This is a genomic window from Pseudomonas sp. DG56-2, from assembly GCF_004803755.1.
Lineage (GTDB): Bacteria > Pseudomonadota > Gammaproteobacteria > Pseudomonadales > Pseudomonadaceae > Aquipseudomonas > Aquipseudomonas auratipiscis.
The window spans coordinates 576916-594759 of sequence record NZ_CP032311.1 but is presented as its reverse complement, the minus strand read 5'-3'; the positions used below and the strand labels follow the sequence as shown (position 1 = coordinate 594759).

Annotated in this window: 19 protein-coding genes; 4 read left to right on the top strand and 15 right to left on the bottom strand. The window is 59.8% G+C overall.

Annotation, left to right across the window (positions count from 1 at the left end):
* Positions 1 to 34: 34 nt before the first annotated feature.
* Genes D3Z90_RS02790 through D3Z90_RS02780 form a run of 3 tightly spaced genes read right to left on the bottom strand, consistent with a single transcriptional unit; the run spans position 35 to position 3757 of the window.
* On the bottom strand, positions 35 to 1240 hold the full coding sequence (locus D3Z90_RS02790) for a GDSL-type esterase/lipase family protein (RefSeq protein WP_136474300.1): 1206 nt from the start codon (positions 1238 to 1240) through the stop codon (positions 35 to 37).
* The gene (locus D3Z90_RS02785; RefSeq protein WP_136474299.1) at positions 1240 to 2367 is read right to left on the bottom strand and encodes an SGNH family hydrolase; all 1128 of its coding nucleotides are present in this window, start codon (positions 2365 to 2367) and stop codon (positions 1240 to 1242) included. Before D3Z90_RS02785 ends, D3Z90_RS02790 begins: the two co-directional genes overlap by 1 nt.
* Entirely contained in the window at positions 2354 to 3757 is a 1404-nt protein-coding gene (locus D3Z90_RS02780) for an MBOAT family protein (RefSeq protein WP_256658315.1), read from the bottom strand. Before D3Z90_RS02780 ends, D3Z90_RS02785 begins: the two co-directional genes overlap by 14 nt.
* Positions 3758 to 4000: 243 nt before the next feature.
* Here D3Z90_RS02780 and D3Z90_RS02775 point away from each other — a divergent pair, with 243 nt between their 5' ends.
* The 4 genes from D3Z90_RS02775 (at position 4001) to D3Z90_RS02760 (ending at position 9114) form a co-directional block, all read left to right on the top strand.
* Positions 4001 to 4243: an exodeoxyribonuclease VII small subunit gene (locus D3Z90_RS02775; RefSeq protein WP_045182568.1), complete on the top strand. Its 243-nt coding sequence runs from the start codon at positions 4001 to 4003 to the stop codon at positions 4241 to 4243.
* Positions 4240 to 5127: a (2E,6E)-farnesyl diphosphate synthase gene (ispA, locus tag D3Z90_RS02770; protein WP_136474297.1), complete on the top strand. Its 888-nt coding sequence runs from the start codon at positions 4240 to 4242 to the stop codon at positions 5125 to 5127. The genes D3Z90_RS02775 and ispA overlap by 4 nt, the downstream gene beginning before the upstream one ends.
* A gap of 137 nt (positions 5128 to 5264) precedes the next feature.
* Complete coding sequence (gene dxs, locus D3Z90_RS02765; protein WP_136474296.1) at positions 5265 to 7163, top strand: 1-deoxy-D-xylulose-5-phosphate synthase; 1899 nt, start codon at positions 5265 to 5267, stop codon at positions 7161 to 7163.
* Between the two features lie 70 nt (positions 7164 to 7233).
* Entirely contained in the window at positions 7234 to 9114 is a 1881-nt protein-coding gene (locus D3Z90_RS02760) for a TonB-dependent receptor domain-containing protein (protein ID WP_136474295.1), read from the top strand.
* Here D3Z90_RS02760 and D3Z90_RS02755 read toward each other — a convergent pair.
* From D3Z90_RS02755 to nrdR, 12 genes are all read right to left on the bottom strand, one after another.
* On the bottom strand, positions 9092 to 9901 hold the full coding sequence (locus D3Z90_RS02755; protein ID WP_136474294.1) for a cobalamin-binding protein: 810 nt from the start codon (positions 9899 to 9901) through the stop codon (positions 9092 to 9094). The genes D3Z90_RS02760 and D3Z90_RS02755 overlap by 23 nt on opposite strands.
* On the bottom strand, positions 9901 to 10320 hold the full coding sequence (locus D3Z90_RS02750; protein ID WP_136474293.1) for an MFS transporter: 420 nt from the start codon (positions 10318 to 10320) through the stop codon (positions 9901 to 9903). Before D3Z90_RS02750 ends, D3Z90_RS02755 begins: the two co-directional genes overlap by 1 nt.
* Positions 10317 to 10934, bottom strand: coding sequence for a GTP cyclohydrolase II (gene ribA, locus D3Z90_RS02745; protein WP_168198425.1), 618 nt, complete (start codon positions 10932 to 10934; stop codon positions 10317 to 10319). Before ribA ends, D3Z90_RS02750 begins: the two co-directional genes overlap by 4 nt.
* Before the next feature lie 106 nt (positions 10935 to 11040).
* The gene (locus tag D3Z90_RS02740; RefSeq protein ID WP_136474291.1) at positions 11041 to 11796 is read right to left on the bottom strand and encodes an ABC transporter substrate-binding protein; all 756 of its coding nucleotides are present in this window, start codon (positions 11794 to 11796) and stop codon (positions 11041 to 11043) included.
* Between the two features lie 12 nt (positions 11797 to 11808).
* Entirely contained in the window at positions 11809 to 12312 is a 504-nt protein-coding gene (locus tag D3Z90_RS02735) for a phosphatidylglycerophosphatase A (protein WP_045182556.1), read from the bottom strand.
* Entirely contained in the window at positions 12309 to 13274 is a 966-nt protein-coding gene (gene thiL / locus D3Z90_RS02730; protein WP_136474290.1) for a thiamine-phosphate kinase, read from the bottom strand. The genes D3Z90_RS02735 and thiL overlap by 4 nt, the downstream gene beginning before the upstream one ends.
* 18 nt (positions 13275 to 13292) lie before the next feature.
* Complete coding sequence (gene nusB, locus D3Z90_RS02725) at positions 13293 to 13793, bottom strand: transcription antitermination factor NusB (protein ID WP_136474289.1); 501 nt, start codon at positions 13791 to 13793, stop codon at positions 13293 to 13295.
* Positions 13790 to 14266: a 6,7-dimethyl-8-ribityllumazine synthase gene (gene ribE, locus D3Z90_RS02720; RefSeq protein ID WP_043861893.1), complete on the bottom strand. Its 477-nt coding sequence runs from the start codon at positions 14264 to 14266 to the stop codon at positions 13790 to 13792. Before ribE ends, nusB begins: the two co-directional genes overlap by 4 nt.
* Before the next feature lie 88 nt (positions 14267 to 14354).
* Positions 14355 to 15446, bottom strand: a complete 1092-nt coding sequence (gene ribBA, locus D3Z90_RS02715) for a bifunctional 3,4-dihydroxy-2-butanone-4-phosphate synthase/GTP cyclohydrolase II (RefSeq protein ID WP_136474288.1) — start codon at positions 15444 to 15446, stop codon at positions 14355 to 14357.
* 18 nt (positions 15447 to 15464) lie between these two features.
* Complete coding sequence (locus D3Z90_RS02710; protein WP_136474287.1) at positions 15465 to 16130, bottom strand: riboflavin synthase; 666 nt, start codon at positions 16128 to 16130, stop codon at positions 15465 to 15467.
* A gap of 42 nt (positions 16131 to 16172) precedes the next feature.
* Positions 16173 to 17303: a bifunctional diaminohydroxyphosphoribosylaminopyrimidine deaminase/5-amino-6-(5-phosphoribosylamino)uracil reductase RibD gene (gene ribD / locus D3Z90_RS02705; RefSeq protein WP_136474286.1), complete on the bottom strand. Its 1131-nt coding sequence runs from the start codon at positions 17301 to 17303 to the stop codon at positions 16173 to 16175.
* A gap of 2 nt (positions 17304 to 17305) precedes the next feature.
* Positions 17306 to 17770 carry a transcriptional regulator NrdR gene (gene nrdR / locus D3Z90_RS02700; RefSeq protein ID WP_038606259.1) on the bottom strand — a complete coding sequence of 155 codons (465 nt, stop codon included), beginning with the start codon at positions 17768 to 17770 and terminating at the stop codon, positions 17306 to 17308.
* Positions 17771 to 17844: the final 74 nt, after the last annotated feature.

Genomic DNA, 17844 nt, shown 5'->3' with positions numbered 1-17844 from the left:
CCCGAAGTCGTCCCCGCCTCTCCTTTTCCTTGTCTTACTTCAATTTCAACTGCGTGCGCAGGTAGTCATACAGGCCAGCCGCACTCTTGCGATAACCATCCGCTGTCAGGTGCACCAGATCCCCGCGCGCCAAACCTTGTGCCTGCCAGGCGACAACCGAGCACTGCCCGCCCATGTATGCCTGCCAATCCCAGAACAGGGCGTTGGCTTGCTGGGCTGCCTGGCGCTGGATGGCAATGACCGCTGCCAATTTTTGCGGCTGACGTGCGGCACAGCTGTGTGCCTTGCGTTGCTTGATCGAGTCCGGCGGCCCGACGATCAGCACCGCTGCTCGCGGCAGGTCACGACGCAGACGCTCAAGGGTCTGCTTGAGCTGGGCCTGATACAGGTTGAGGTCAAGGGTGTCGTCGAAGGCTTCGTTGGTGCCATAGGCGAGAATAACCAGATCGGGGCGCAGCGACTTGAGGGTGTCTTGCCAGCCGGGCTGCCATTTGTCTTGGACTTCCAGGCGGGCGCCGTTAATACCCAGGACCGAGTAGATGACACCGGCATTTTTCTGGTTCTGCAGGTACCAGCCGCCCAACACTGTGCCTGGACGGGTGTCGAGAGTCAGCTCCAGCGGCAATCCAACATTGTTCACCACTGGGCCGAATCGCCATTGTCCACCGGTCGCCGCCAGCAGCCGACGGTTCTGGCCGCGGTTGTCGCGCAATAGCAGGCTGGTGCTCGCTTGTGCCTGGTACAGCGCTGAAACCCGGTAGCGCTGGGCGCTGGGTGTACGCGCTTCGATGCGCACGCTGGGTTTCGCTATCAAGGGCACCGACAGGTAGCCGCCGAGCGGAAACTGCGAACTCTGCTGGTTGCGCGCCGACACCAGCTCCCATTGCCGTTTGGCAGTTTTGAGAATGACCTGCTCATAGCGTGTGCCAGGCACTGGGGTTGCAGCAATCAGACCGATCCCGCCATCGCCATATTGCCCTTGAAGCAAGCGGCGCATTTCACCGGTGAAGAGATCGGCCGCCGTGTGTGAGTCGCCGAACTGGACGATAGTAACCGGCGCACGACTTGCGCCCTTGAACTTGTTGGCCAGCACCATCAGGTTGCCGTTGCCCTGGCTTGCCTGCGGTCTGGCCGCAGCATTGGCCGCAGGCGTCGAGCCGCTGACTGCCGCCACCGGGCTGCAACCCGGCAATGCACAGATAAGCAGGGCCAACCCCAGAATGTTATGCAGTCGACGCATCAGTGTCCCGTTACAGTGAGCCCCGGGAAAGCGATCATCGACAGTATCTGCTCGGCGATCAGCTTCTGCCCGGTAATGGTGAAATGAATGCCGTCATCGACACGTGTCTTGACCCGTTTGCCTTGACTGTTCTGCAAGGTATAGGAGAACGTCTCATCCTTGTAACCCAGCACAGGGTTGGCAGAGAGGTAGTGCTGTTGATAAAGCCCGGTCTGCTCTCGGTACAAGTTGCTGAGGTAGGCCATGGCGGTGGAGAGCTTGGTTTTCTGCATGTTTGGCGGCCCTACCCAGATCACCTGGACCTGATGTTCGCGCGCCTCCTGCAAAATCGAATCGATACGCTGGCGATAGGCAGTTTCCCAATCCGGCGACTTGAAGCGCAGGAAGGGTTTGCCCTTGCCCTGCGGCATGTCCCACGGGTCATTAGGCCCGAGAAAAATGACCATCAAGCGAATGTTCGGCGAGCTGTCGAGGGTTTGCGCAACGGTTCGAGGCCAGTTGAAAAACCCTGGATACGCCAGCCCGGTACTTTGCCGGCTGAGGTTGACGCTTTTGATCTGGTAGCGCTTGCGCAGGCTGTTGGCCAGATGCGGCGCAACGCCTTGCATCAGCGAGTCACCAACAAGAAAAACCTCATCACCTGCCGCCAGTGACACGACTGTGGCCGACGGCAATACGCTGGCAGCAACGGACGCTGCCGGTTTGACCGGCGCCACGGCGACCGCTGGCGTGGCCACTTTGACGGCCACAGGCTTGCTCACCACCGCCGCTGCCGGCTGATGCGCAGTGACCAGATTGACCGATACCACCGGTATCGGCGCAGGCAGCTCGACGGTTTTCACTTCAGCTACTGCCGTCTGGCCAGGCTCCAGACTTTTTTCCAGGCTGACCACAAAGCTGTCGCGAGCCGCCCCCAGCGCCTGGGTCAGGTTGCCACCCAAGCGCCACGCCGGACTTTGTCCAAGCACTGGCAGCTCGCAGCTCTGATGGTATTTCTGCTGGCAATAGAGGCTGATCGAGTCCTGGTTCAACCAGAACAGCAACAGCGTGGTCAGGACAATTGCGTAGAAGGCTTTGGCTGCATCCAGTTGCACGCGCAATAGCTGGCCAGAACTAGAAACTTGCATAGATGAACCCCGGCACGCCTGACTGCGAAGCGAAGATAACCAGTGACACGAAGATCCCCAGGGGTACCGGGTACAACTGCCAGGGTAAACGGGTCGATGCGGCAAAGAACTGGCGCAGCAACACCAGCAATTGCGGATATACCGCCACATACACAACGCTGGCCAACAGCAGCAGACCGGTCGACGAGAACACGCCGTCCAGGCTCATGCCGGCAATGCCAGACAGGATGTCCATGGCTTCATCCAGATTCGCACTGCGGAAAAAGATCCAGGCAAAGGCCACGTAGTGGAATGTCAGCAAACGCGCTGCCACCCCCGCTCCCGGCCAACGCATCGGTTGCGGCAGGAAGTAGGTCGATGCTTTATAGAGCGCCAGGCCCACACCGTGCAACGCGCCCCAAATGACGAAGTTGAGGCTCGCCCCGTGCCACAGGCCGGAAATCAGCATGGCCAGGAGCATATTCAGATTGCCGCGCCATACACCGCGACGATTACCGCCCAAAGGGATGTACACGTAATCACGAATGAACAGCGACAGGCTGATATGCCAACGTGCCCAGAACTCCTTGAGGTTGTGAGCGGCGTATGGGGCATTGAAGTTGTCGGGCAAACGAAAGCCCAGCAGCAGGGCGATGCCGGTTACCAGGTTGGTGTAGCCACTGAAGTTGAAATAGATCAGAAAGCTGTAGCCATACACACTCAGGAGTGTCTGTTCTGCCGTGTAACTGCCTGGCGTTTCGAATACTGGATCGACCCATTGGCTCGCCAACCAGGCGCTGCAGAAGAACAGTTTGACCACCGCCAGGGCGATCAGCCCGAGCGCGCGCTGAGGCTCCAGTACCTGGCGCATGACCTGCGGGCGGATCTGCGGCAGCATATGCGCGGCGCGATTGACCGGACCGGCAATCAGACTGGGGAAAAACGCCAGGTACAGGGCCAGGTCCTGAGGGCTCGCGCTGGGCATCTCGCGTCGATTGATCGACACCAGGTAGCTGACCGAGTGAAAGGTATAAAACGACAAGCCAATCGGTACCAGCAGCTCCAGCACCGGTAACGACACGTCAATGCCGGCACCCAGCAATGCGCCTTGCACACTGGCGACAAAGAACTCTTGATACTTGAACAGATAAAAGCAGCCCAGCACCAACAGCAGTACCAGTAAATAACTGAAGCGCCGCCCCGGATAACGCTCACCCAGCAAGCCCAACAGGTAAACCAGGGCACTGTAGCCGAGAAGGACGTACAGCGAATTGAGGCTGAAACTGGCGACCAGCGCGTAGCTTGCCCCTAGCAGTAGTAGGTTCTGAAGGCGAACGCTCCAGCACAAACTCCAGTAAATGACGAAAAACAGGGTAAAGCTAAGACCGAACTCGATAGAAAGGAAGCTCACAACGTAGTCCATTACGTGACGTCAGACAAAGGAGGCCCACCTTCGCGAATGCCGCGAGATAAAGCGGTCGCGATTATGGCAGAGAGCTGCAAGCGCCCACAATGCGAGCCCTTGAGTAAAAGCAAGTATTAGCCGTCGGTCTTTATGCAACAGAATGCGACGAAAGATCCGCCCTGCCGATTTGCTCCCCCCGCCCCGCTCTGCTAGTGTCGCGCCGTTTATACCGCCACCGAGACAGCCGCCATGGCCCGAAAAAAAGCCTCTATTGATTTCGAGCAATCCCTCGCCGACTTGCAAGCGCTGGTCGAGCGCCTGGAGAACGGTGAGCTGTCGCTGGAAGACTCACTGACTGCGTTCGAGCAAGGCATCAGCCTGACCCGTGATTGTCAGAGCGCCCTCGTCCAGGCCGAACAGAAAGTCCAGGTTTTGCTGGAGCGCGACGGCGAACTGAAGGCCGAACCATTCGACGCGGAACAGGCCGAATGATCACCACTTATCAGGCCAGTTGCCAGGCACGGGTCGATGCGGCCCTCGAGCAGTTGTTTGTTCCTCCTTCGGTAGAGCTGACCCGCTTGTACGCCGCCATGCGCTACAGCGTGATGAACGGTGGCAAGCGTGTGCGTCCGTTGCTCGCCTATGCCGCTTGCGAAGCGCTAGGTGGCGCTGCTGAGCAAGCCAATGGCGCCGCCTGCGCTGTCGAACTGATCCATGCCTATTCGCTGGTGCATGACGACTTGCCAGCCATGGACGACGATGATCTGCGCCGGGGCCAGCCCACTACTCACAAGGCGTTTGACGAAGCCTGCGCAATTCTCGCTGGCGACGGGCTGCAGAGCCTGGCGTTCAACGCCCTGCTCGATCCCGCGTTGAGCCCGCAAGCTGACGGAACCCGCCTGGCGATGGTGCGAACCCTGGCTTCGGCTGCAGGCCCAGCCGGTATGGTCGGCGGCCAGGCCATCGACCTCGGTTCGGTAGGCCTCAAGCTTGACCAGACAGCCCTTGAGTTCATGCACCGGCATAAAACCGGCGCCCTGATCGAAGCCAGCGTCCGACTGGGCGCCCTGGCCAGTGCGCGTGCCGACGAAGCACAGCTCAAGGCCCTGCAGACCTACGCCCAAGCCATTGGCCTGGCATTCCAGGTGCAGGACGACATTCTTGATGTTGAGAGCGACACCGAAACCCTGGGCAAACGCCAGGGTGCCGATATCGCCCGGGACAAACCGACCTACCCGGCATTGCTCGGACTGGAAGCCGCCAAGGCTTACGCCATTGAGCTGCGCGACCAGGCCCTGACCGCCCTGCGGCCATTCGACGCAGCAGCCGAGCCGTTGCGTGAACTGGCGCGTTATATCGTTGAGCGCCGTAACTAAGTACTGACTGCATCGCGGAACAAGCCTGCTCCCACCGTAATTGTGGGAGTAGACTTGCCTCGCGATTAGCTCAAATGGGCAGCTATTACCGCAATAAGGTAAACTGCCGCCACTTCATATCTATAACGATTCGCCTGATGCCCACGACGTTTCAAGAGATCCCCCGCGAACGCCCGGTCACGCCGCTGCTCGACCGTGCCGATACGCCTGCCGGCTTGCGTCGGCTGGCTGAAGCCGACCTGGAGAACCTGGCTGACGAACTGCGCCAGGAATTGCTCTATACCGTTGGTCAAACCGGCGGGCATTTCGGTGCCGGCCTGGGCGTAATCGAGCTTACGATTGCCCTGCACTACGTTTTCGACACCCCGGACGACCGGTTGGTGTGGGACGTGGGTCACCAGGCCTATCCGCACAAGATCCTCACCGGTCGCCGCCAGCGCATGAACACCCTGCGCCAGAAGGACGGCCTGGCCGCCTTCCCGCGTCGCGCCGAGAGCGAGTACGACACCTTTGGCGTCGGTCACTCCAGCACCTCGATCAGTGCCGCCCTGGGCATGGCCATTGCCGCCCGACTGCAGAATGATCCGCGCAAGTCGATTGCCGTGATCGGCGACGGCGCGCTGACCGCTGGCATGGCATTCGAGGCGTTGAACCACGCCCAGGAAGTCGATGCCGACATGCTGGTGATCCTCAACGACAACGACATGTCGATTTCGCGCAACGTGGGTGGCTTGTCCAACTATTTGGCCAAGATCCTTTCGAGCCGCACCTATTCGAGCATGCGTGAAGGCAGCAAGAAGGTACTTTCGCGACTGCCCGGCGCCTGGGAAATTGCCCGCCGCACCGAAGAGTATGCCAAGGGCATGCTGGTGCCAGGCACTCTGTTCGAAGAGCTGGGCTGGAACTACATCGGCCCCATCGACGGTCACGACCTGCCAACACTGATCACTACCCTGCGCAACATGCGCGACCTCAAAGGCCCGCAGTTCCTGCATGTAGTCACCAAAAAAGGTAAAGGCTTCGCCCCAGCCGAGATCGACCCGATCGGCTACCACGCCATCACCAAGCTCGAACCCGTCGATGCTCCGGCTGCCGCGCCAAAAAAGGCTGGCGGACCGAAGTATTCGGCAGTCTTTGGCCAATGGCTTTGCGACATGGCTGCTGCTGATCAGCGCTTGGTCGGCATTACCCCAGCCATGAAAGAAGGTTCTGATCTGGTGGCGTTCAGCGAACGTTATCCAGAGCGCTATTTCGACGTGGCCATTGCCGAACAGCACGCGGTTACCCTGGCGGCCGGGATGGCCTGCGAAGGTGCAAAACCGGTGGTGGCCATTTACTCGACGTTCCTGCAGCGCGCCTACGATCAGCTGATACACGACGTTGCGGTGCAGAACCTCGACGTACTGTTCGCTATTGACCGTGCCGGTCTGGTTGGCGAAGACGGTCCGACTCACGCGGGCAGTTACGATTTGTCGTACTTACGCTGCATCCCCGGCATGCTGGTGATGACCCCTAGCGACGAGAACGAACTGCGCAAAATGCTCAGCACCGGCCATCTGTACAACGGCCCCGCGGCCGTTCGCTACCCGCGTGGCAGTGGCCCGAACGCTACCATCGACAGCAGCCTCGAGCCGCTTGAAATCGGTAAGGGTGTAGTTCGCCGTAAAGGCAGCAAGATCGCCATGCTGGTGTTCGGCGTGCAGCTCGCCGAGGCCTTGAAGGTCGCCGAAAGCCTCGACGCAACCGTGGTCGACATGCGTTTTGTCAAACCAATGGACGAAGCCTTGGTACGTGAAATGGCCGCCAGCCATGAGCTGCTGGTGACCATTGAAGAAAACGCCATCATGGGTGGTGCCGGTGCGGCGGTAAGCGAGTTTCTTGCCCGCGAAGCCATACTCAAACCGGTACTGCATCTGGGCTTGCCAGACGTCTATGTAGAACATGCAAAACCTGCCCAGATGCTGGCCGAGTGTGGCCTTGACGCTGCCGGGATCGAAGCGTCAGTGCGTCAGCGGATGCAACTGCTCGGCCTTTGATGCCTGATCGCAGGTCAGGCCCGCTCCCACGGTGGGAACGGGCTTGACCTGCGATTGCCACGGAACTGCCATGAAACTCTCGCGCCTGACCCCGTTCTTGCTGTGCCTGCCTACCTCGCTACTTGCCGACCCCATCGATCGCGACAGTGCCCTGAAGCTGCCCAACACCCTGATCAGCGCCAATCGCCAGGTGGAAGACCGCACGCAGACCAGTGCCGCCAACACGGTGTTCACACGCGATGATATCGACCGCTTGCAGCCTTCCAGCGTCACTGACCTGCTGACACGTGTGCCGGGAGTGCAAGTGGCAAATACAGGCGGACGCGGCAGTGTGCCAAACATCTATATACGAGGCGGAAAAACTGCGCAAAATCTGGTTCTGGTAGATGGAGTGCGTATCGCTAACGCCACTTCAGGTGACAGCGGCCTTCAGTTTTTGGATATCGATCAGATCGAGCGCGTCGAAGTACTTCGTGGCTCACGCTCAGCGATCTATGGCAGCGATGCTATTAGCGGTGTCATCCAGATATTCACCCGCCGCAGCGCCCAACAAGGCCTACGGCCGCGACTACGCCTGGCGGCAGGTAGCGATCAGACTTGGCAACGTAATCTTGGACTATCCGGCGGCGATCAAGACACACGCTTCAATTTCGGCGCCAGCCTCGACGAAAGTGCTGGCATCGACTGGACTCACACATCCTACCCCAGCGACGGTGACCATGACACTTATCGCAACAAGTCGCTCAACTTAAGCCTGAGCCACAACTTTAACGGTGACGTTGAAGCCGGCTTCAACCTCCTCGATAGTCGAGGCCGTAGCGAGTACGACAACCCGTATGGGCGGCTCGACGAGGGTACTTGGCAAAGTTTCAGCCAGGCGCCATACACCGACTACACCGTTAGCAGCCTTGGCACTTACTTAGGAGCTCAACTTAACGAACACTGGTACTCACGCCTTGAACTCGGACATAGCGAAAATCGCGACAGAAAACGCGACAAACTTAGTAGTGAAAGCAGCGAGTTCAATACGTACCGCGACTCGGCCAGCTGGCAGAACGACCTGACATTCGAAGAGCATAATAGCCTGATGGTCGGCGCTGATTGGTATCAGGACCGTGTGCACGCCAGCACTGATTTCGGCGAGGACAGTCGTTGGAACCGTGCCGTCTTTATTCAGCATCGTTTCAAGGGCGAGTGGCTTTCTACCGAGCTGGGTTTGCGTCGCGATCAGAACCAGCAATTCGGTGGACAGAACACTTGGAGCGGCAGCCTGACTCTACCAGTCAATGCAAACAATGATGTGCTGCTCTCATATAGTGAGGGTTTTCGCGCGCCCACATTCAATGACCTTTACTACCCAAAATACAGCAACCCAAACCTAAAGCCTGAGCGCTCCAAAAGCTACGAACTGCAATGGCGGAGCCAGCTCAGTGAAAAGAGTCGTCTGGAAACATCTGTTTATCGCACCAACCTGCGCGATGCGATTATTGTTGGCGAAGGATCAATCCCGCGCAACGTGGCCGCAGCCCAGATCAACGGATTCGAAGCAGCCCTGCATCAACAGTGGTTCGGCTGGCAGAGTAACCTCAGCCTTGCGCTGATTGATCCTCGTGATCGCGACAGCGGCCACACCTTGGCCCGCCGCGCTCGCCGCACTTTGAGCCTGGACCTGGATCGACAGTTCAATCAGATTGGACTCGGTGCCAGCTGGCAAGCAGTAAGTAGTAGCTACGACAATGAGACCAACAGTAACAGCTTGAGCGGTTATGGCCTCGTTGGCTTACGCAGCAGTTGGTACCTCTCTACTGAGCTCACACTAGACCTGAAGATCGACAACGTGCTGGATAAGTCTTACTCCCGTGCCTTATATTCCTATGAAGGGACCAATTACGGCTACCGCGAAGAAGGCCGCACCTGGCTACTCGGCATCACTTGGACACCGGCGCTTTAGTCTCCAGCAACTGACACAACCGCGCCGTTGCCTCGATCATCTGCCCACTGGGCCGTTCCAGGCCTTTGTCCGGTACCTGCAGCAAGCGATCATGGCGTACCGCATCCACCTGCGGCCAAGCCTTCCAGGCATCGAGCTGGGCCTGATCGCTGGCGATGATCACCTGCGGATCCCGCAACAGCACTGACTCCAGGTTGACCTGCGGCGCCGGTATCGTTAGTTCGGCAAACACATTGCGTGCCCCACACACCGCCAGGGCATCGCTGACAATTTGCCCGCCGCCCACGGTATACAAGGGTTTGTCCCAGACTTGGTAGAACACCCGCAGCGGCTGCTCGCGGTGATAACGAGCTCGCAGCCCCTGCAACTGCACACGCAGTTGCTGCGCCCGCTCGCGCCCTTGCTCGGCTCGCCCCAGTTGCGCGCCGATAGCTTCGATCTGCTCGATCAGTTCGTCGATACCATGAGGTTCAGCCGTGTAGGTGGCGATACCCAGCCGCCGCAGCTGGTCGCGTTGGGCTGCCGGTACACTCCCCGGCCAGAGCAACAACAAATCCGGCTTGAGACTGAGCAGACGCTCCATATCGATCTGGCCATAACGCCCTATTGAAGGCACGTGGGCCAACGCAGTCGGACGCTCGCCACCATCGAGCATACCCACCAGCAGGTCAGTAGCCTGCAGTTCGACAACGATTTCCGATAGCGAAGGCGCCAGGCTGACCACCCGCTGGGCTGCAGCGAGCGGTGCGGCCAGTATCAGCAACACCAGCAGCAGTATGCCGCGCATCAGCCCAACTGACGCGGAATACGATAAAGGTAGAGCAGTACCAGACTGGAAACAGCCAGGAGTATCCGCGGCACACCTTCCAGGCCCACGAACACCGACAAGGCGGAGATCCAAGCTGGCAGGCAGGCGAACAGCATGCCCTTGCGCAGCACTCGCGCCAGCTCGATCCAGGCTGCAGGCTCGGCGTCGCTGTCGAGGGACTTTTGGGTGGCAATCAGCGCATGCTTGTAGGCGCCGAAGCGCGACAGGCTGAGGAACATCGACGCCACGCCGGCAATGAACATCGGCATGGCCAGGACCGGAATCAAGTCCTGGCCGTCAGCAAAGGCCCAGCTAAACACCAGCAAAGGCGCCAATGCGACAGCAAGATATTGCCACCACGACAGTTGCAAACGGCGGCGAACCTGAGCCCGGGTCACGCCTGGCCGGCCTCGCTCTGGTGCTCGTTGCCCATCATGTGGCCAAGCTTGCCAGCCTTGGTGGCCAGGTAGTGTTTGTTGTGCGGATTGTGACCGGTATGCAACGGCACGCGCTCCGCCACCGGGATACCCATGCTGGTCAAAGCCTTGACCTTACGCGGGTTGTTGGTCATCAGCCGCAGCGACTTGACCCCCAGGTGCTCAAGCATCGGTTGGCACATGCCGTAGTCGCGTTGATCAGCCGCGAAACCGAGGCGCTCGTTGGCCTCGACGGTATCGGCGCCGCCGTCTTGCAATTCGTAGGCGCGAATCTTGTTCAGCAAGCCAATGCCACGACCTTCCTGACGCAGGTACAGCAATACACCGCGACCCTCGCGCGCAATGGCCTGCAAGGCAGCTTCAAGCTGCGAGCCACAGTCGCAACGCTGACTGAACAGCGCATCGCCGGTAAGGCATTCGGAATGCAGGCGCCCCAACACCGGTTGCCCATCCGCTATATCACCCAGACTGAGCACAACGTGCTCGCGGCCCGTGGCCTCATCAAGAAAGCCATGCATGGTGAAAGTCGCAAACGGGGTAGGCAGCTTGGAAGCGGCAACAAAGACGACGGGCACTTTGTGCTCCTGAATTGAAAGCTTGAAGTGGGCCGATTGTACCAGCATGTGAGCAGGCTGCTCAGGTCGAATGTTTGCTCAAACCCATCGACAGGTACGATTTGAGCTACTTCTGGCCCTTCACCTTGTCGAAGGGATAGGGCTGGGACCAATGACTGAAGATCGCCCGCAACTCACCACTGGCGACCAGTACATCCATGCGCTGATCGAACAACGCCTTGAGCGCCCGCCCCTCTTCGGTGTTGCCAAACGCCAGGTACATCGGCAATTCGGCGATGTGAACGCTGCGGAACTTGTGACGCTCATTCTCGTTAGCCTGATTGAGCACGTAATCGACTTCAGTCTGCGCATCGATATAGAAATCCACCCGCCCACGCTCGAGCATCGGCAGGATCCCTTCGCGCCGCTGCACCTCACGGTATTCGCCAACCTTGGGCAGGTAACTCTGGTAGTCGTAGCCACGAACCCAGGAAAGTTTGAACTGGCCGAGGTTATCCAAGGTAGGCAGCGGCTTGCTGGCCAGGCTCAGGGCGTAAATGTGGTCGGTATCGAAATGCCAGCGCGGATAGAGGTTGTCAGCGCTTTCTTCAAAATAGGAACCTACCCAGGCATCGGCTTCGCCGCGTTTGACCAGGCCAATTGCCCTGCTATACGGGACACTGACGCTCTGGACCTTGACGCCAGCCGGCTCGAATACCTTGCGCAGAATATCCCAGGCGATGCCGCTACCGTCGGCGTTGGTGTAGTCCTCCCAGATCTCGCTGGCCAGTCGTACCTGCTTGGGAACTGTGATTGTCTCGCTGGCATGAACGCCACTGGCAACCAGCGCCAGGATCAACAGGACTACTCGCCATCCACGCATTGCACCACTCCCTTAAGTGACACTCCATACAAGCACTTGCATACCCAACCAAGCGAAGACCCCAGCTAGCACATCGTCAAGCATGATTCCGACGCCGCCATGCACATGGCGGTCAATCCAGCGAATCGGCCAGGGCTTGAGGATGTCGAAGAAACGGAACATCAAAAAGCCCGCCAGTAGCCATTGCCAACCTTCCGGAACCAGCCAGAGGGTGATCCACATGCCGACCATTTCGTCCCAGACAATGCCTTCATGGTCGTGAACACGCAAGTCATCGGCAACTTTGCCGCACAGCCAGAAGCCGAACAGCATGGTCAGGCCCAGCATCAGCCAGTAGCCCCAGTCGGGCAGCATCTGCCACAGCGGAATGAAGGGTAACGCTACCAGCGAGCCCCAGGTTCCCGGCGCCTTGGGCAAGGTCCCGGAGCCGAAGCCGAATGCGAGAAAGTGCCAAGGATTGCGCCAGACCGAAGGCGGAACATTCTCCGCAGGCACCTGATTGGGGTGGTCGGTCACGGTTGCTCCCTAAAATGTTGATAGCCCCGGGTTGTCGGGGTGATGTCCTTGCCCTGGTCATCTACCAGGGAAACGCCAGCGCCAGCGCCTACACGCCCCACCACATGGATCGGCCAACCGGCCTCCAGCAGGGGTGCAAGCTCCTCCTCAGGCAAGGTGAACGCCAGTACGTAATCGTCACCGCCGGTCAATGCGGCTTGTTGAGCCCCTTGATGACCGAATAACGTTTGCAGCGCCGGCGAGATTGGCAGCCTGCTCAGTTGCACTTGCACAGACACCTGCGACGCCTTGGCGATATGCCCACAATCGGCCAACAGCCCATCGGAAATATCCAACGCCGAAGTAGCCTTGCCGCGTAGCGCCTGCCCCAGAGCAAATTGCGGCTGGGGCGACCAGTAATGGGCCAGCAGCGGATCAGCCACCGCCGGGCCAGCCTGCTGCTGGCCAAGCACCAACGGCAAGGCACCGGCAGCATTGCCAAGCTCGCCACCCACGCACAGCAAGTCACCAGCACGGGCGCCGCTGCGGGTCAGGGCCAAACCAGAGGGCACGCGGCCGAACACGGTCATGGTCAAGCTCAGCGGGCCACGGGTAGTGTCACCACCGATAAGGCTGAGTTGGCATGCTTGCGCCATCTGGTTCAGGCCGTGGGCATAGGCCTGCAGCCAGTCGGCACGCACCTCTGGCAGGGTCAGGGCAAGGGTAAAGCCAATGGGCGTGGCGCCCATGGCAGCCAGATCACTGGCAGCAACAGCCAGCGAACGCTGACCGAGCAAAAAAGGGTCGCAGACAGCCGGGAAATGCACCCCGGCCACCAGCGTATCGGTGGAGATCGCCAGCTGTTCACCCGGCGCCAGGCTGAGCAAGGCGCAATCGTCGCCAATGCCCAACGCAACCGCTTCGCCGCCTTGCGCGCAAGGCGCGGCGGCGAAGAAATGGCGAATCAGCTCGAACTCACCCATTGGCAATCAGCGCCGGAATCAGCGCTTGAACGCCTTTACTTCGGCTTCACGCAGCCGCGGAGCCAGTTTGTCGAGCACACCGTTGACGAACTTATGGCCGTCGGTGGCGCCGTAGACCTTGGCCAACTCGACACCTTCGTTGATGACTACACGGTATGGCACGTCAACGCGCTTGATGAACTCCCAGGTAGACAGGCGCAGAACCGCCAGTTCAACCGGGTCGAGCTCTTCAAGGGCCAGGTCCAGGCACGGGACCAGAGCCTTGTCGATTTCTTCCTTGATTGCCGGAACCCCATGCAGGATTTCGCGGAAATAGGCACCATCGACATCGGTGAAATCGTTATCGACCCGGAACTGCGCTTCGATCTCGTTCAGCGAGTGCTTGGCCATGTGCCATTGGTACAGCGCTTGAGTCGCAAGCTGACGAGCTTCGCGACGCTTGGCGCTTTTCGATGGTTTGCCAGCATCCGCAGGTTTTGGATCGCGCGGGTTGAAACGATCGCTTTCGTCGCTAATCACTTGGCCTCCAACTGCGCCAGCAGGCTGACCATTTCCAGGGCGGACAGAGCAGCTTCGGCACCCTTGTTGCCGGCTTTGGTGCCGGAACGCTCAATGGCCTGTTCAATCGAGTCGACAGTCAGGACACCGAATGCCACCGGTACGCCGAACTCCATGGACACCTGGGCCAGGCCTTTGGTGCATTCGCCCGCCACGTATTCAAAGTGCGGGGTACCGCCACGAATCACTGCGCCCAGGGCGATGATTGCGGCATATTCGCTTTGTTGGGCGACTTTCTGTGCAACCAGCGGGATCTCGAACGCACCCGGGGCACGAATGATGGTGATGTCGCTTTCGCTCACGCCATGGCGAACCAGGGCATCAACGGCACCGCTTACCAGGCTTTCGACTACGAAGCTGTTGAAGCGGCCAACCACCAAAGCATAGCGACCTTTGGGGGCAATGAAGGTACCTTCGATGGTCTTCAGGGACATTGTGGGGTTCTCATCTTAAAGAGCCAGGCCGCAACGGTGCGGCCTGTGGGAGTTTTGTTCCGAATCAACAGCGGGAATCGCCCCTGCTTTATTCGGAGGGCACGTATTCTACAACTTCCAGATCGAATCCGGATATCGCATTGAACTTCATTGGTGAGCTCATGAGGCGCATTTTGCGTACGCCCAGGTCCCGCAGAATCTGCGAACCGGCACCGACCGTGCTGTAGGTGGTCGGCGTTTTCACTGGAGAGGCATCAGCGCTTTCACGGATATGCGCCAGCAATACATCGCCTTCCAGCGGGTGACCGAGCAGCAACACCACACCGCTGCCGGCCTCGGCGACCGCGCTCATGGCGGCGCGCAGGCTCCAGCGACCTGGCTGCTTGACCATCAACAGGTCGCGCAATGGGTCCATGTTGTGTACCCGCACCAGCGTCGGTTCTTCTGCACAGATGTTGCCCAGGGTCAGAGCCATGTGCACATCGCCTTCAACCGAATCGCGGTAGGTCACCAGGTTGAAACTGCCCAGTTCGCTGTCCAACGGCTGCTCGGAAATCCGCTGAACGGTACGTTCGTGGATCATGCGGTAATGGATCAGGTCGGCAATGGTGCCAATCTTGATGCCGTGCTCGGCGGCAAATGCCTCCAGTTCCGGGCGACGGGACATGGTGCCGTCGTCGTTCATCACTTCACAGATCACACCGCTTGGTTCGAAACCAGCCATGCGCGCCAGGTCGCAAGCCGCTTCGGTGTGGCCTGCACGGGCCAGGGTTCCGCCAGGTTGCGCCATCAGCGGGAAGATGTGCCCCGGGCTGACGATGTCTTCGGCCTTGGCATCACGAGCGGCGGCAGCCTGCACAGTGCGAGCGCGATCAGCCGCGGAAATACCGGTGGTGACGCCGGTTGCGGCTTCGATCGAGACGGTGAATTTGGTACCGAAACCGGAACCGTTACGCGGCGCCATCAGTGGCAGCTTGAGCGTTTCGCAGCGCTCACGCGACATCGGCATGCAGATCAGACCACGGGCATGCTTGGCCATGAAGTTGATGTGCTCGGCCTGGCAGCACTCGGCAGCCATGATCACATCGCCTTCGTTCTCGCGGTCTTCGTCATCCATCAGGATGACCATTTTGCCTTGGCGGATGTCTTCAACCAGTTCTTCGATGCTGTTGAGCGCCACGCGGCACCCCCTTTCAAATCAGGATTTCAGGTAGCCGTTGGCGGCCAGGAAACTTTCGGTAATGCCGCTGCCGTTGCTCGACTCTGCAGCTTTGTCACCCAGCAGCAAACGCTCCAGGTAACGGGCCAGCAGGTCGACCTCAAGGTTGACCCGACGACCTGGACGGTAGTCGGCCATGATGGTTTCGGCCAGGGTATGCGGGACGATGGTCAGCTCGAATTCGGCGCCATCGACGACGTTCACTGTCAGGCTGGTGCCATCGACAGTGATCGAGCCTTTGTGGGCAATGTATTTGGCCAGTTCCTTGGGCGCACGAATGCGGAACTGGATGGCGCGGGCGTTATCGCTGCGCGAGACCACTTCGCCGACACCGTCGACATGGCCGCTGACCAGGTGGCCGCCCAGGCGCGTTGTCGGCGTCAGCGCCTTCTCCAGATTGACCCGGCTACCGCTCTTGAGGTCGTTGAAGGCGGTGCAATCCAGGGTTTCGCGACTGACGTCAGCCCAGAAGCCATCGCCAGGCAGCTCGACAGCTGTCAAGCAAACACCGTTGACGGCGATACTGTCGCCCAGTTTGACGTCGCCCAGGTCGAGCTTGCCGGTTTCGACATATACCCGCACGTCGCCGCCTTTGGGAGTCAGGGAGCGGATACTGCCGATGGATTCGATGATGCCGGTGAACATGAGTCCTCCTCGAGAACAGGGCTGCGCGTAGCTAGCCTGGAATTATACGCCGGGTGTCGGCACAGGAACCGCAGTGACTCGCCAGTCATCGCCTACTGCGCGCATTTCAGTAATTTTCAACTGCACCGCCTCACACATGTGGTTCAGCGGCAAATCCAGCAAAGGCCGGGCGCTGGAGCCCAGAAACTTGCCGGCAACAAAGATCTGATATTCGTCGATCAGGCCAAGCTGGGCAAAAGCGCCTACCAATCCGGCTCCTGCTTCCAACAACACTTCACTGCTTCCGCGCGCCGCCAACTCGCGCAGCAGCGCAGGCAGATCCACTCGGCCGTTGACACCCGGCAAGTGCAGCAACTCATGACCGGCTTCGGCATAGGCCGGATCAACGGCCGCTGCGGTAATTACCAGTGCCGGCCCGGCCTTGAAGAACGGCGCATCGAGTGGCAGGCGCAAGCGGCCATCGACCAGCACACGCAACGGTGGGCGCTCGAGGGCAAGTGCGGTGGTTTGCGGATCAAGGCCCAACTCGTCACCGCGCACGGTCATTCGCGCATTGTCGGCCAGCACGCTTTGGGCACTGGTCAGCACCACGCTGGAGCGGGCACGCAGACGCTGTACCGCTGAACGCGCGGCGGGGCCTGTTATCCACTGGCTCTCGCCGTTGGCCATGGCCGTGCGGCCATCCAGGCTCATGGCAAGCTTTGCCCGCACAAACGGCAGGCCGAACTCCATGCGCTTGAGGAAACCTGGGTTGAGCGCGCGCGCTTCGGCTTCGAGCACACCGCTGGCAACGTCGATACCGACTTCGGCCAAGCGCTTGAGCCCTTGCCCCGCCACTTGTGGGTTGGGGTCCTGCATGGCCGCGACCACACGCGCTACGCCCGCCTTGACCAGCGCCTCGGCACAAGGCGGCGTACGCCCGTGGTGGCTGCACGGCTCAAGGGTGACATAAGCGCAGGCGCCACGCGCCAGCTCGCCCGCTTCACGCAACGCGTGTACTTCGGCGTGAGGCTCACCCGCTCTGACATGCCAGCCTTCGCCGACGATCTGACCATCGCGCACGATCACACACCCGACACGCGGGTTGGGATGGGTTGAATACAAGCCCTTGCGAGCCAGTTCCAGGGCACGGGCCATGTAATGGGCGTCGAGTACTGCGCGTTCGTTTGACATGCCTACTCTTTAGCCGGCTCACGCGCCAGGCGATCGATTTCTTCACGAAACTCGTTGAGGTCCTGGAAGCGCCGATAAACCGAGGCGAATCGGATGTAGGCGACTTCATCGAGCTTTTGCAGCTCGTTCATCACCAGTTCACCGACTACCAGGGATTTGACCTCGCGCTCGCCGGTCGCTCGCAGCTTGTGCTTGATATGCGCCAACGCCGCTTCCAGGCGCTCGACGCTGACCGGTCGCTTTTCCAGGGCGCGCTGCATGCCAGCACGCAGTTTTTCTTCGTCGAAGGGTTGGCGACTGCCGTCCTGTTTGATCAGGCGGGGCAGAACCAGCTCGGCTGTTTCGAAGGTGGTGAAACGTTCGCCGCAGGCAACGCATTCGCGTCGACGGCGCACTTGCTCGCCCTCGGCTACAAGTCGCGAGTCGATGACCTTGGTGTCGTTGGCACCGCAGAAGGGACAGTGCATGGTGGCAGGCAACAAAAAAAGGGAGGGCCATGGTAGCGCATCCCACTGGCAAGACAAGCCAAAGGGGTTACCAT

What these genes read in the sequence shown, in the direction of transcription:
- D3Z90_RS02790 (WP_136474300.1), bottom strand. Translation starts at nt 1,240, where the DNA reads ATGCGTCGACTGCATAACATTCTGGGGTTGGCCCTGCTTATCTGTGCA.
- D3Z90_RS02785 (WP_136474299.1), bottom strand. Translation starts at nt 2,367, where the DNA reads ATGCAAGTTTCTAGTTCTGGCCAGCTATTGCGCGTGCAACTGGATGCA.
- D3Z90_RS02775 (WP_045182568.1), top strand. Translation starts at nt 4,001, where the DNA reads ATGGCCCGAAAAAAAGCCTCTATTGATTTCGAGCAATCCCTCGCCGAC.
- ispA (WP_136474297.1), top strand. Translation starts at nt 4,240, where the DNA reads ATGATCACCACTTATCAGGCCAGTTGCCAGGCACGGGTCGATGCGGCC.
- dxs (WP_136474296.1), top strand. Translation starts at nt 5,265, where the DNA reads ATGCCCACGACGTTTCAAGAGATCCCCCGCGAACGCCCGGTCACGCCG.
- D3Z90_RS02760 (WP_136474295.1), top strand. Translation starts at nt 7,234, where the DNA reads ATGAAACTCTCGCGCCTGACCCCGTTCTTGCTGTGCCTGCCTACCTCG.
- D3Z90_RS02755 (WP_136474294.1), bottom strand. Translation starts at nt 9,901, where the DNA reads ATGCGCGGCATACTGCTGCTGGTGTTGCTGATACTGGCCGCACCGCTC.
- D3Z90_RS02740 (WP_136474291.1), bottom strand. Translation starts at nt 11,796, where the DNA reads ATGCGTGGATGGCGAGTAGTCCTGTTGATCCTGGCGCTGGTTGCCAGT.
- thiL (WP_136474290.1), bottom strand. Translation starts at nt 13,274, where the DNA reads ATGGGTGAGTTCGAGCTGATTCGCCATTTCTTCGCCGCCGCGCCTTGC.
- ribE (WP_043861893.1), bottom strand. Translation starts at nt 14,266, where the DNA reads ATGTCCCTGAAGACCATCGAAGGTACCTTCATTGCCCCCAAAGGTCGC.
- D3Z90_RS02710 (WP_136474287.1), bottom strand. Translation starts at nt 16,130, where the DNA reads ATGTTCACCGGCATCATCGAATCCATCGGCAGTATCCGCTCCCTGACT.
- ribD (WP_136474286.1), bottom strand. Translation starts at nt 17,303, where the DNA reads ATGTCAAACGAACGCGCAGTACTCGACGCCCATTACATGGCCCGTGCC.
- nrdR (WP_038606259.1), bottom strand. Translation starts at nt 17,770, where the DNA reads ATGCACTGTCCCTTCTGCGGTGCCAACGACACCAAGGTCATCGACTCG.